The organism is Pantoea sp. X-Soil-TKNS-1211 (assembly GCF_059730495.1).
This window is the reverse complement of the sequence record NZ_AP035953.1, coordinates 3615641-3628319: the sequence shown is the minus strand read 5'-3', so window position 1 is coordinate 3628319 and position 12679 is coordinate 3615641. Positions and strand designations below refer to the sequence as shown.

The following is a 12679-nucleotide window of genomic DNA, read 5'->3' as shown; positions in this document are numbered from 1 at the left end:
ATTTCAATGGATTTGGATAAAGTTGTGGCGCTTAGTGTAAAGCATAACGCTGCTGATCTGCACCTTTGCAGCGGACATTTGCCACACTGGCGGCGGCAAGGGGTGCTGGAGCCAATCCCGGAGCAACCCGCGTTGGAACCGGCCTGGCTGGAAGCCTTTATGGTGCAGTGGCTGGATACCACGCAACAAACGGCGCTGGAGGCCGAAGGGCACGTCGATTTTGCCATCACGATGACAGATGGTGTGCGCTTACGCGCCAATCTGTTTCTGCAACGCCAGGGGTTGTCACTGGCCTTGCGGTTGATTGCCTGCCAGGTACCAACGCTCGCCAGCCTGGATTTGCCGCCGGTGGTTGAGCAATTGCTTCTGCTGGAAGAGGGCTTAATCCTCATCACCGGCGCGACCGGTAGCGGAAAATCCACCACCCTGGCGGCGTTGGTCGATAGCCTGAACCGCGAACAGTCACGGCATATTCTGACGCTGGAAGATCCCATCGAGTTTGTCCATCACAGCCAGCGTTCGCTGATTCAGCAGCGGGAAGTGGGGGCACACTGCGCTTCGTTTCGTCAGGGGCTGAAAGCGGCGCTGCGCGAAGACCCGGATGTGATTCTGCTGGGGGAACTGCGTGATAGCGAAACCATCCGTCTGGCATTAACCGCCGCCGAGACTGGTCATCTGGTGCTGGCTACCCTGCATACGCGTGGTGCGACCCAGGCAGTGGATCGGCTGGTCGATGTGTTCCCCGCTGAGGAGAAAAACCTGGTACGGAGTCAGTTAGCGGGAAGCCTGAAAGCGGTGTTGGCGCAACGGCTGGTGTCCGCTAAGCAGGGAGGGCGGATTGGGTTGTTTGAAGTGCTGGTGGCTACGCCTGCGGTGGCTAACCTGATTCGCGAAGGAAAAATGCATCAGTTGCCGGGGGTACTGCAAACCGGCGCACAGGCCGGTATGCAAACTTTCGCCCAGAGCGAACAGGCGCGACAACAGGCCGGGTTGATCTGAATGATCAGTGGGTGTCGAACCAATCTTCGAGAATGATGACCGCCGATTGCGAATCAACGGCGCCTTTTTGCAGCGCCCGGTAGCCACCACGTTCAAACAAACCGGCACGGGCTTCGACGGTACTGAGGCGTTCATCCTGAAGTTCAACACGCACCCCAAAACGGCCATGCAGGCGGTTGGCAAACTTACGTGCACGGGCGGTCAATTCCTGTTCGCTGCCATCCATATTGAGCGGCAGACCCACCACTACGTAGTCGGGCTGCCACTCTTTCAGCAGCCGCTCGATCAGGCTCCAGTCCGGTGTACCGTCCTGCGCTTTAAGCGCGGTCAGCGCACGTGCGGTACCAGTCAGCTGCTGACCGACGGCGACGCCGATACTTTTGGTGCCAAAATCAAAACCCAGTAAGGTCTCACTGGTCATCAGGCGTGCCCTGCATCATTGGTCATATTATGGATATCCACGCCCAGACATTTCGCGGCTTCACGCCAGCGTTCAGCGATTGGCGTCTGGAACAGAATGGTGCTGGAGGCAGGCGTAGTGAGCCAGGCGTTTTCCAGCAATTCGTTTTCCAGCTGATCTTTCTCCCATGCGCAGTAACCCAGCGCCACCAGCACGTGCTCGGGTTGCGAGCTGCTGCCAATCGCCTCCAGCACATCTCTGGAGGTCGTGATCACGGTGGTGTCGGAAATACGGATGCTGGAGGAGTAGACACGCTGAGCAGAGTGCAGAATAAAGCCACGGTCCTCCGCCAGCGGGCCGCCAGCGAATACCGGTTTATCCAGCCTGATAGCTGGATCGCGATCTGATGGGCTGATTTTAAGCTTTTTAAGGATGCCTTCGACCGTCAGATTCTCCATCGGCTTGTTAATAATCAAGCCCATAGCACCATCTTCGTTATGCTCGCAAATGTACACGACCGAGCGTTTGAAGAAGGGATCTTGCAGGGATGGCATCGCAATCAAAAAATGATGCTGTAAATTCATTCTCACTCGTATACCAAAAATTACCGGCATTGCTGCAGCAATACCGGTATTGGGGAGATTCACGGAGCGGCTTGCTCCGACGGCATCCTTAGCCCAGACGTTTCTCAATCGCATCCATCAGAATACCGGTGATGGAGATTGGGAAGGCGGCTTCAATTTCACGCACGCAGGTCGGGCTGGTTACGTTCACTTCCGTCAGTTTATCACCGATGATGTCGAGACCGACAAAAATCAGCCCTTTTGCTTTGAGCGTTGGCCCAACGCGGCGCGCGATCTCCCAATCGCTGTCACTCAGTGGGCGTGCTTCACCACGTCCACCTGCTGCGAGGTTACCACGGGTTTCACCGCCCTGCGGAATACGCGCCAGGCAGTAAGGCACCGGTTCACCGTCAACCACCAGCACGCGTTTGTCACCTTCTTTAATTGCAGGCAGGTAGTTTTGTGCCATGCAGAAGTTTTGCCCGTGATTGGTCAGGGTTTCGGTGATAACGCCGAAGTTAGGATCATCCTGCTTCACGCGGAAGATCGATGCACCACCCATACCATCCAACGGTTTCAGGATGACATCACCGTGTTCCTGCCAGAAGGCGCGTAGTTTCTCTTTGCTGCGTGTCACCAGGGTGTCCGGAGTGAGATCGGCAAACCACGCGGTGTAGAGTTTTTCGTTGCAGTCACGCAGGCTCTGCGGTTTGTTGACGATCAGCGTGCCTTGCTCTTCAGCGCGCTCCAACAGATAGGTGGCGTAGATAAATTCGGTGTCGAACGGTGGATCTTTACGCATCAACACCACATTGAGGTCAGCCAGCTTGATCTCCTGCTCGCTGCCAAATTCATACCATTTATCGTAATTTTGCTCGACGCTGAGCAGACGCGTGCGGGCATAAGTCACGCCACCACGCAGGGAGAGATCGTTCATCTCCATGTAATGAATTTCGTAACCACGACGCTGCGCTTCCAGCAACATGGCGAAGCTGGTGTCTTTTTTAATGTTGATGGACGAAATCGGGTCCATAACGATGCCAAGCTTAATCATTATTCTCTCCTCAAAGGGGGGAAGTCACTGCCCCTGCTTAGTCTGGACGCCATTCTCAGGCTGACGCCTTCTTACAACCCGAAAGTATCCCTTAACCGAGGTCGCCAAACCTCACCTGAAGTGCCGTAATGGCGGTGAGGGCGGTGGTTTCGGTGCGTAACACGCGTGGTCCCAACAGAATATCAGTGAAACCGTGCTGTGCTGTCATGCCAATCTCCTCTGTCGACAGACCCCCTTCAGGACCAATCAACAGACGGATGCGTTCAACGGGTTGCGGCAGCGTGTTGATACTGTGGCTGGCGCGTGGATGTAAATTCAGTTTTAGCCCGTCATCAGCTTCACTGCACCAGGCTTCCAGCATCATTGCTTCACGAATCTCCGGCACGCGATTACGGCCACACTGCTCACAGGCGGCAATTGCAATTTTCTGCCATTGCTGAATTTTCTTCGCCAGACGCTCGGCATCCAGCTTTACGCCGCAGCGCTCAGAAAACAAGGGGGTAATAACGTTGACGCCAAGTTCGATTGATTTCTGGATAGTGAATTCCATTTTTTCGCCGCGCGACATCACCTGCCCAAGATGCAGATGCAGCGGTGATTCGCGATCATCCTCTTGACTGTCAAGGACTCTTACTTTTACACGCTTTTTATCAGCCTGGGTGATTTCGGCGACAAAAGTCAGATTACTGCCATCAAACAGCTCAAGCTGCTGGCCTGCGCTCATACGCAGCACACGTCCAACGTGGTTGGCGGCGTCTTCATCAAGGAAGACTTCGCTGTTCACAGCAAGGGGGTCGGGGTGAAAAATGCGAGGTATACGCATGTAGTTCCTGCCAGCGTTAACGCCGTGCCAACGGCACGGCTCAATCGGAAAGCAGCTAGTGTAGGGTAGCGGTTTTAGCGCTGGCAAGCCTGAAGCACATAAGGATTATGATTGCCCTGCACTTTGGCGATGCGTTGATCGCGTTCGCACTCCCACGGCGTGACCGGATATTGCTTATCCCATGCGGTAAATAGCTGAGTTTGCTGACGTGACAGGCTCAGTTTGTATTGATCGCGCATATAGAAATAGGTACGGGCAATGGCACCACGGGCGCGTTCCGGCGGTTGCGCCAGCTTCTGTTTAAAATCGATCTTCATGCTGCACTGGCCATAGGGCTGATCACCACCGTTCCACTGGCTGTACTGAAAGTTACCACGATCGCCATTCACTTCACCTATTGCTGGCTCCAGGTTATGCAGATCGCTCTCGATACGGCGGTAATCGGCATCTTTACTGCAATTTTTGCGACCACCGTTTTGCCAGCACTGGCGCTGATGACCGAACTCCCAGGCTGGCATCACATGCTCCCATTCGATGCGGGCTGCGCGATTGGCATTTTTACGCACGCTATAGCCACAGTTGCTGAGATCCGGTAACCCTTTCTTACCCTGCCAGTTGATTTTGCAGCCGCAGTAGAAACTGCCGGGCGCATCGGCATTGATATATGCCGCATATTCTTTGGCCTGCTGGAAGTTGTTCTGATGATAATTATTGAGGTTGAGGCTCCAGGCACTCAGCGGGGCGACTAACAAGGTCAGGGCGATAATAATTTTGCGAGACATATTCCAAACTTAACCTGATGCGAAAAAAGGCGGCAGGTTAGCAGAATGTGTTCGGAGGTGAAATGAGATTTGCGACTAACTTGCTGAAAATTCACCGGCTTGCAAGAGGGTGCCGCAATGTACGCAGCGATATTCGCTTTCGCCACGCAGCACGCGATTGTGACGGCGCACGGTGAGCTGATGTTGCTGACAACGGCAGCGGTAGGCAAAGGTGCGGCTTCGCACTGAGTCGATTTCGAACTGGTGTGTGCGACGTGCGGGAATGCCCAGCACTTCCTCCATCATCCATTTCCACTCTTTGCCATGAGGAGCCACACGGCCAAAGGTTTTCCATACCAGCAGATGCGCCAGTTCGTGCGGCACTACTTCGTCGATAAACGCCTGTTGATTCTCCAGCAGCAACACCGGGTTAAGGCGGATTTCCCACTTCTCCAGCCAGGCGGTGCCTGCTGCCGTGCCGCGTTGTTGATAGATCAGCTTCGGTTCGGGATAGCTGCGTTCCAGCCGCTCATTTGCCAGTTGCAGGAACTGGCGCAGTGAGCGCATCACAGCTTGTTGTATGGCAATCGGCAGGCGGGGCGTTTTCATGGCGGAAAGCATAAGGTGTTGCGGTGGGGAACTCAACTACTGCGGGATGTGCCATAAAAAAGGGCCGCCCGCAGGCAGCCCTTGTTCGTTACGCTTGCGATCATTCCTGACCGATTTCACGCAGTTTTTTACCTGACAGCAGGTTGCGCTCGATGTGCTCCAGTGAGACGTTTTTGGTCTCCGGAATCAGCATCAGGGTCAACAGGATGAAGAATACGTTGAGTCCAGCGTAGACCCAGAAGGTCGGCGCGTTGCCCAGCGAGTTCAGCATGGTCAGGAAGGTGGCACCGACGATCATGTTGGCGATCCAGTTGGTCGCGGTGGAGACGGTGATACCGAAATCACGGCCTTTCAGCGGCTGGATTTCAGAACACAGCACCCAAATCAGCGGACCGGCGCTCATGGCAAAGCCAACGATAAACATCAGCAACATAGCCACCGCGAAGTACTGCGCACCTTCTGAGTGAATGCCCACGTGCAGCATCGTACCCAGGATGCCCATACCGGCAGCCATCACCAGGAAGCCCAGCACCAGAGTCGGTTTACGGCCCCAGCGATCTACCAGGCCGATAGCGATGAAGGTCGCGAGGACGTTCACCAGACCGACAATCACCGTGCCCCACATTTGCTGAGTGGTATTGGCGAAACCGGCGATTTCAAAGATTTTCGGTGCGTAGTACATGATGACGTTCATACCGGTGAATTGCTGCATCACCTGCAACAGCACGCCGAGGAACACTGCGCGGCGGAAGTTGCTGTTGCTCTGGAACAGCTGCCAGCCTGATTGCTTAATCTTCAGGCTTTCACGGATCTCATCCAGCTCACGTTTCGCCTGCTCGCTGGTGTCACGCAGACGATCCAGCACGCGCTGCGCATCGCGGAAGTTGCCTTTTGCTGCCAGCCAGCGTGGGCTGTTTGGCAGGAACACCACACCAACCAACAACAGGAGCGCCGGAATGGTGATCACGCCCAGCATCCAGCGCCAGGCGCCAGCATCACTGAACGCGGTGTCGGACAGGTAAGCCGCCAGAATACCGATGGTGATCATCAGCTGATACAGGGAAATCATACTGCCGCGGATTTTTTCTGGAGCGATTTCAGAAAGATACAGCGGTGCGGTGTAAGACGCCACACCCACGGCCAGGCCGAGCACCACGCGGGCAACAATCAGCATATCCGGGTTAGGTGCAAAGGCCGACCACAGGGAACCAATGACAAACAGAATGGCTCCGGCCATCAGGCTTTTTTTACGGCCCAGTTGTGATGACATCCAACCGCTGCCGATGGCACCAACGGCTGCACCAAACATCATAGAGCTGACGATCCACTCTTGCTGGTGTGCAGTCACGTTAAAGTCTTTAGCGATAAAGGGCAGGGCACCAGCGATAACACCGATATCCAGGCCGAACAGCAGGCCGGCCAGAGCCGCGAGAAAGCAGACAAACAAGGTCATGGCCTTATTTGAGGTTCTGCTTTTATGAGTATTGCCAGGCATATTGCCTCCAAATTTATCTATCGTTGTTTTTATCAATGTTAAGGAACCTGCTTGCGAGAAAAAGTGAGGGCGATCACATCAATGTAATCGGTTACACTCGCTGAAACCCTGGAATTCAGCATTTTTCGCCCAAAATGGTTCTGTAACCAGTAAGGTATAGCACCCGTTAAGTTTCTGACATCATTCTAAATATCGGCTATCAGACGACGCTGAAAATAACGCATTTTTACAGGAATAACCACGCTGCAAAATTCCTAAATCACAGATATTTAAAGCGTTTCAAAATGTAATCGTTAACAATTTGTTGTGAATGGATTGTTGTTAGCATAGCAGGCGGGGTTATTAGGGTTGAAAACAAACAGGGAGGCCAAATGGCCTCCCTGTTGGGGTACTGCAAGGGTAAAAACTTACAGACCAGCAGCTTCGCGCAGCTGTGCAGCTTTGTCGGTTTTTTCCCATGGGAAGTGTTCACGACCAAAGTGGCCGTAAGCAGCAGTTTCTTTGTAGATAGGCTTCAGCAGGTCCATCATCTGGATCAGACCGTACGGACGCAGGTCGAAGAACTCGCGTACCAGCAGGGTCAGCTGCTCGGTTGCCACTTTCTCAGTACCGAAGGTTTCCACCATGATAGAGGTCGGCTCAGCCACGCCGATAGCGTAGGAAACCTGAATCTCACAGCGATCAGCCAGGCCAGCCGCAACGATGTTTTTTGCCACGTAGCGTGCAGCGTAAGCCGCAGAACGGTCAACTTTAGATGGATCTTTACCGGAGAAAGCACCGCCGCCGTGACGCGCCATGCCGCCGTAGGTATCCACGATGATTTTACGGCCGGTCAGACCGCAGTCACCCATCGGGCCACCGATAACGAAGCGGCCAGTCGGGTTGATGTGGTATTTGGTGCTGGCATTGATCCACTCAGTCGGCAGAACCGGCTTGATGATCTCTTCCATCACAGCTTCACGCAGGTCAGCCTGAGAAATCTCTTCCGCGTGCTGAGTCGACAGCACCACGGCATCGATACCGACAATTTTGCCGCCATCGTACTGGAAAGTGATCTGGCTTTTTGCATCCGGACGCAACCACGGCAGGGTGCCGTTTTTACGTACTTCAGCCTGACGCTGAACCAGACGGTGCGCGTAAGTCACCGGTGCAGGCATCAGCACGTCAGTTTCGTTGGTGGCGTAGCCAAACATCAGGCCCTGGTCACCAGCACCTTGCTCCAGCGGATCGGTACGGTCAACGCCCTGGTTGATGTCCGGAGACTGTTTACCAATGGCGCTCAGTACTGCGCAAGAGTTGGCATCGAAGCCCATATCGGAATGAACATAGCCAATTTCACGAACGGTATTACGGGTGATCTCTTCGATATCGACCCATGCGCTGGTGGTGATTTCGCCGCCAACCAGTACCATACCGGTTTTCACGTAAGTTTCGCAGGCCACGCGCGCTTTCGGATCCTGTTCAAGGATGGCGTCGAGCACGGCGTCGGAAATTTGGTCAGCGATTTTATCAGGATGTCCTTCTGATACGGACTCAGACGTAAAAAGGTGTTTAGCCATTCTGTTCTTTACCTTACAAATGGTTTGAATTCGACTGCATAGCGTAAGCGAGGTTGTACCAGGCTCAACGCCCCTTCAGGCAAAGCCGCGAGCAGTAAGAAAGCTTGGATGTTAACCAGTTTAGATGGATGAGCATCTGGATGGCTATTCTAGGTTACTCACTGAGCGAATTACCAGCCCTTTTTCTGTTTCCGCATTTTACGCAACAGCTGAACTGGAAAATTTTCCTGACACGGATCACCGTATTGATCTGGGTATCGGCCGGTCAGGCAAAAGCTTTTGCAATTTTATGCGTCAGGCTGTATAAATCGCCGCTGCTGTCGACCACAGCCCAAGAGGATGACGCCGCCGTGCGTCGCGCCCGTCAGATAAGCATTTGTCTGGCTTTCACCCAGGCCGTTTTCCGCGTGTTTTCCCCATGCGTTGGAGGTGATAAAAGTAATGAGCCAACCTTTCTCTTTTTACGGTTCACTGCGCTCAACGTGCGCGTTGGCAATCCTTTCCATTTCCACTTCTGTTTTTCACTCCAGTCGAAGTTTTGTTCGTTGCGGTAATTATCCCGACACGAGCGCCGGCTAACTTGTTCCCACATTCCTGGTGATTTTTCTCACGCTTGGGTGATGATGACACTCCTGGCTATTTTTGGCCCGGTTGCGCGCATCCTGGCCTGGTGTTTTACACTTAACGTCAGCAGTTCTTGAGGATAAGCAGGCAAAATGGGGCATTTTTATCCCGGCGTATTAACGACAAAACCCGGCAACTTTTTCATATTTCAACGGAAAATTGAGGTTCGTGATGTCTGACGACATGAAGAATATCAAGGGTTCGTCAGCTGGCGAACAGGGTGTACTCCGCTCCATGCAGGAGGTGGCGATGAATGATCAGGAAGCGAGCCGAATGCTGCGCACCTACAATATTGCCTGGTGGGGCAATAACTACTACGACGTCAATGAATTAGGCCACATTAGCGTGTGCCCGGATCCGGACATGCCGGAAGTTCGCGTCGACCTCGCTAAGTTAGTAAAAGAACGTGAAGCTGATGGTCAGCGCCTGCCCGCGCTGTTCTGCTTCCCGCAGATTTTGCAACATCGCCTGCGTTCGATTAATGGTGCCTTTAAACGCGCCCGTGAATCTTACGGCTATAAAGGTGACTACTTCCTGGTCTATCCCATCAAGGTAAACCAGCACAAACGTGTGATTGAGTCGCTGGTCAACTCCGGCGAACCGCTGGGACTGGAAGCGGGTTCCAAGGCGGAACTGATGGCGGTGCTGGCGCATGCAGGCAAAACACGGACGGTTATCGTCTGTAATGGCTACAAAGATCGTGAATACATTCGTCTGGCGTTAATTGGCGAGAAACTCGGCCACAAGGTGTATCTGGTCATCGAGAAGATGACGGAAGTACGCATGGTGCTGGAAGAGGCCGAACGCCTGAATGTGGTGCCGCGTCTTGGCATTCGCGCGCGCCTGGCATCACAAGGTTCCGGCAAGTGGCAGTCGAGCGGCGGTGAGAAATCTAAGTTTGGTCTGGCAGCGTCGCAGGTGTTGCAGCTGGTGGAAATCATGCGTAAAGCGGGGCGTATCGATAGCCTGCAACTGCTGCATTTCCATCTCGGTTCGCAGATGGCAAATATCCGCGATATCGCGACCGGGGTGCGTGAGTCAGCCCGTTTCTATGTGGAGCTGGCGAAGCTCGGCGTTAACATCAGATGCTTTGACGTTGGCGGCGGTCTCGGTGTCGATTACGAAGGGACGCGTTCTCAGTCGGACTGCTCGGTTAACTATGGCCTGAATGAATACGCTAACAACGTGATCTGGGCAATTGGTGATGCCTGTGATGAACACGGTCTTGAACATCCCACAGTGATTACCGAGTCGGGCCGTGCGGTAACGGCGCACCACACCGTGCTGGTTTCTAATATTATTGGCGTGGAACGTAACGAATTCAGTAACCCGGAAGCGCCGGATGCGGATGCGCCACGTCCGATCCAGAGCATGTGGGATACCTGGCAGGAGATGCACGAGCCGAACGTGCGTCGTTCGCTGCGTGAGTGGTTGCACGATAGCCAGATGGATCTGTTCGACATCCACACCGGTTACTCCTCTGGTACTTATGATCTGCGTCAACGTGCCTGGGCGGAGCAGCTGTACCTCAGCATCTGTCATTACATCCAGCAGCACCTTGATCCGAGCAACCGCGCACATCGCCCGATCATTGATGAGTTGCAGGAGCGCATGGCTGACAAGATCTATGTCAACTTCTCGCTGTTCCAGTCGATGCCGGATGCCTGGGGTATCGATCAACTGTTCCCGGTGTTGCCGCTGGAAGGGTTGAACAAAATGCCGCAGCGTCGTGCGGTGCTGCTCGATATCACCTGTGATTCCGATGGCACCATCGATCACTATGTGGATGGTGACGGCATTGCCACCACCATGCCAATGCCGGAATATGATATCGATAACCCACCGATGCTGGGCTTCTTTATGGTGGGCGCGTATCAGGAAATTCTCGGCAACATGCATAACCTGTTTGGCGATACCGAAGCGGTTGATGTGTTCGCTTTCCAGGATGGCAGCGTGGAAGTGCAGTTGTCGGATGAAGGCGATACCGTGGCGGATATGCTGGAATACGTGCAGCTGAACCCGGCGGAGCTGATGACGCTGTTCCGCAATCAGGTGAAGCAAACTGATATCGACGAAGATCTGCGTGCGCAGTTCCTTGAAGAGTTTGAGAGTGGTTTATACGGCTATACCTACCTTGAAGACGAATAATTAATCGCTTCTTTACCGAGCCACGTTCGTGGCTCGGTCCATTTATTTCTCCGTTATTTTTTTACCCTTATCTTTTTTATTAAAATTGCGATCGCGATCACCGTGATAATTTCGTTCGTCATTTAAAGAGGAAATGAAGCACAGATGGCGACGCTATCTTATTCATTTATTTAAAAAAGCGAAGCCGCACGCCATTTGTCGCCTTCGATACCCACAATAATTATGATGCCATAGGACCAGAAAAAACAGATTTTCTGTTATGTTATATTTTTCATGCATAATTAAAATTTGATCATTGAGGTGACAATAGTAACGTTAAATTACTAATGTGTTATGGGAAATTTTTGGAAAAAATTTCTTATTAAGAATTTGTAACTTTGCAGATAAAAAACTTAAAACCAGCGTTTAATATTTAATTTTGTAATATTTATCAGTTAGTTGCCGAAATCCTGTTTATGTCAAGATCGAAAAAAACAATATTTTTTCCAGGAAGTGTCTGAAATCGCTTCCATGGATTTATAACCCATCATGTCAAAATCAATATGTCATTCCTATCAAAACTTAAGAATGGCTTGGCTTAACCTATTTTTCAAACTGTAAGTTATACGTTAATCTTCAGTTAAGGTGTTAAGTTTTTCCAATGTTTTCCTTGGATTTAACATGAGAAATTCTGACATTTCAGGTGTGTCAGAATCGTGACGAAAGGGCGCGTTGATGAGCAATCCGCAACAATACACTTTCATACTGGAACCTGTTTACGGATTATCCGGTAAGGTGATTTCCTGGGAGTTGCTGACGCGTTTTGCAGATGATGCAGATATTAAACATGAAAGAAATCCGGCAAGAGAAGCGGGTTTTTTCAGCCACTTACCGGCTGAGGAAAAATGGCAACTATTCCTGCGACAGGTTGATCAACTGGAACGACTTTATCAAAAGGGGTTTCAGCAGGTCATCAGTGTGAACATTAACAGGGATATCGTTTCCAGCATCTTTTCTGATGAAAAAACTCAACAAAGACTGGATCTATTGCCTTTCTTCCGCTTCGAAATTTCTGCCTTTTTCATTGCCCGTTTCACTCGTGCCGACCTATTAATTTTAAGAGGGTTAGCAAAAATAGCGCCCTTATGGCTGGATGACTTTGGTCCAGGATATTCCAGTCTCACGATGATGAGTAGCGGAATATTTGAATGTGTCAAGATTGATAAGGCTTTTTTTTGGCAATATGGCGAGAGTCATATATTCGACATTCTGTTAGGCCATCTCAACGATTTATGCAGTGGTGTAATTGTTGAGGGGATTGAGAATCAACACCATATCGAGATTCTGGCGCATAAAGCCATCCGCGGTATGCAGGGCTATCATTGGGATAGTGTCTATCTTAATGATTTTATTGGTAAGTCATGGAGCGACTCCAGTGCCTCCGATCTGTGTGGAAAACACCCGTGCCAAAAAAAGAATTTAAGGAGTTTCATGTAGTTCACGCAGTGCCATTAGATAAAAAAGATATTTTCCCCGTTGTTATTTTAAGAAATAAAACGTCCCCATTACCAGGATGGCGGCTTAACAAGGCTCAGTACGATTTCATCATCAGCATGTATGAAGTCGTCAAAGAGAAAGAGTGAATATCCAACGTTTATTCACTGG

12 protein-coding genes are annotated in these 12679 nt (G+C 51.8%); 4 read left to right on the top strand and 8 right to left on the bottom strand.

Going from position 1 to position 12679, the window contains the following annotated elements; translation table 11 throughout:
• Nucleotides 1-6 precede the first annotated feature (6 nt).
• A complete protein-coding gene (locus AC6I8W_RS17045) occupies nucleotides 7-999 on the top strand; it encodes a type IV pilus twitching motility protein PilT (protein ID WP_497835950.1) in 993 nt (330 codons plus the stop codon).
• Between the two features lie 4 nt (nucleotides 1000-1003).
• Here AC6I8W_RS17045 and ruvX read toward each other — a convergent pair whose 3' ends face one another.
• The 8 genes from ruvX to metK all read right to left on the bottom strand — a co-directional run bounded on the left by ruvX (nucleotide 1004) and on the right by metK (nucleotide 8263).
• Nucleotides 1004-1420, bottom strand: a complete 417-nt coding sequence (ruvX, locus tag AC6I8W_RS17040) for a Holliday junction resolvase RuvX (RefSeq protein ID WP_497835949.1) — start codon at nucleotides 1418-1420, stop codon at nucleotides 1004-1006.
• On the bottom strand, nucleotides 1420-1983 hold the full coding sequence (locus AC6I8W_RS17035) for a YqgE/AlgH family protein (RefSeq protein ID WP_208723660.1): 564 nt from the start codon (nucleotides 1981-1983) through the stop codon (nucleotides 1420-1422). Before AC6I8W_RS17035 ends, ruvX begins: the two co-directional genes overlap by 1 nt.
• An 88-nt stretch (nucleotides 1984-2071) precedes the next feature.
• Nucleotides 2072-3016 (bottom strand): glutathione synthase, encoded by a 945-nt coding sequence (gene gshB, locus AC6I8W_RS17030; RefSeq protein ID WP_497835948.1) that lies wholly within the window; start codon nucleotides 3014-3016, stop codon nucleotides 2072-2074.
• Nucleotides 3017-3107: 91 nt separating this feature from the next.
• Nucleotides 3108-3839: a 16S rRNA (uracil(1498)-N(3))-methyltransferase gene (rsmE, locus tag AC6I8W_RS17025; RefSeq protein WP_497835947.1), complete on the bottom strand. Its 732-nt coding sequence runs from the start codon at nucleotides 3837-3839 to the stop codon at nucleotides 3108-3110.
• 74 nt (nucleotides 3840-3913) lie between these two features.
• Nucleotides 3914-4621 carry a deoxyribonuclease I gene (gene endA, locus AC6I8W_RS17020; RefSeq protein WP_497835946.1) on the bottom strand — a complete coding sequence of 236 codons (708 nt, stop codon included), beginning with the start codon at nucleotides 4619-4621 and terminating at the stop codon, nucleotides 3914-3916.
• A gap of 75 nt (nucleotides 4622-4696) precedes the next feature.
• Nucleotides 4697-5209: a SprT family zinc-dependent metalloprotease gene (locus tag AC6I8W_RS17015; protein WP_497835945.1), complete on the bottom strand. Its 513-nt coding sequence runs from the start codon at nucleotides 5207-5209 to the stop codon at nucleotides 4697-4699.
• Nucleotides 5210-5309: 100 nt separating this feature from the next.
• Entirely contained in the window at nucleotides 5310-6704 is a 1395-nt protein-coding gene (locus AC6I8W_RS17010; protein ID WP_497835944.1) for a sugar porter family MFS transporter, read from the bottom strand.
• A 407-nt stretch (nucleotides 6705-7111) separates the two neighbouring features.
• Nucleotides 7112-8263: a methionine adenosyltransferase gene (gene metK / locus AC6I8W_RS17005; protein ID WP_013510363.1), complete on the bottom strand. Its 1152-nt coding sequence runs from the start codon at nucleotides 8261-8263 to the stop codon at nucleotides 7112-7114.
• A 140-nt stretch (nucleotides 8264-8403) separates the two neighbouring features.
• Here metK and AC6I8W_RS17000 point away from each other — a divergent pair, with 140 nt between their 5' ends.
• From AC6I8W_RS17000 to AC6I8W_RS16990, 3 genes are all read left to right on the top strand, one after another.
• On the top strand, nucleotides 8404-8817 hold the full coding sequence (locus AC6I8W_RS17000) for a hypothetical protein (RefSeq protein ID WP_497835943.1): 414 nt from the start codon (nucleotides 8404-8406) through the stop codon (nucleotides 8815-8817).
• A gap of 241 nt (nucleotides 8818-9058) precedes the next feature.
• Nucleotides 9059-11035 (top strand): biosynthetic arginine decarboxylase, encoded by a 1977-nt coding sequence (gene speA, locus AC6I8W_RS16995; RefSeq protein WP_497835942.1) that lies wholly within the window; start codon nucleotides 9059-9061, stop codon nucleotides 11033-11035.
• A 714-nt stretch (nucleotides 11036-11749) separates the two neighbouring features.
• The gene (locus AC6I8W_RS16990) at nucleotides 11750-12511 is read left to right on the top strand and encodes an EAL domain-containing protein (RefSeq protein ID WP_497835941.1); all 762 of its coding nucleotides are present in this window, start codon (nucleotides 11750-11752) and stop codon (nucleotides 12509-12511) included.
• The last annotated feature ends 168 nt before the right edge of the window (nucleotides 12512-12679 follow it).

Excerpts from the sequence above, each read along its gene's own strand:
- AC6I8W_RS17045 (WP_497835950.1), top strand. The coding sequence starts at position 7 with ATGGATTTGGATAAAGTTGTGGCGCTTAGTGTAAAGCATAACGCTGCT.
- ruvX (WP_497835949.1), bottom strand. The coding sequence starts at position 1,420 with ATGACCAGTGAGACCTTACTGGGTTTTGATTTTGGCACCAAAAGTATC.
- AC6I8W_RS17035 (WP_208723660.1), bottom strand. The coding sequence starts at position 1,983 with ATGAATTTACAGCATCATTTTTTGATTGCGATGCCATCCCTGCAAGAT.
- gshB (WP_497835948.1), bottom strand. The coding sequence starts at position 3,016 with ATGATTAAGCTTGGCATCGTTATGGACCCGATTTCGTCCATCAACATT.
- rsmE (WP_497835947.1), bottom strand. The coding sequence starts at position 3,839 with ATGCGTATACCTCGCATTTTTCACCCCGACCCCCTTGCTGTGAACAGC.
- endA (WP_497835946.1), bottom strand. The coding sequence starts at position 4,621 with ATGTCTCGCAAAATTATTATCGCCCTGACCTTGTTAGTCGCCCCGCTG.
- AC6I8W_RS17015 (WP_497835945.1), bottom strand. The coding sequence starts at position 5,209 with ATGAAAACGCCCCGCCTGCCGATTGCCATACAACAAGCTGTGATGCGC.
- AC6I8W_RS17010 (WP_497835944.1), bottom strand. The coding sequence starts at position 6,704 with ATGCCTGGCAATACTCATAAAAGCAGAACCTCAAATAAGGCCATGACC.
- metK (WP_013510363.1), bottom strand. The coding sequence starts at position 8,263 with ATGGCTAAACACCTTTTTACGTCTGAGTCCGTATCAGAAGGACATCCT.
- AC6I8W_RS17000 (WP_497835943.1), top strand. The coding sequence starts at position 8,404 with ATGGCTATTCTAGGTTACTCACTGAGCGAATTACCAGCCCTTTTTCTG.
- speA (WP_497835942.1), top strand. The coding sequence starts at position 9,059 with ATGTCTGACGACATGAAGAATATCAAGGGTTCGTCAGCTGGCGAACAG.
- AC6I8W_RS16990 (WP_497835941.1), top strand. The coding sequence starts at position 11,750 with ATGAGCAATCCGCAACAATACACTTTCATACTGGAACCTGTTTACGGA.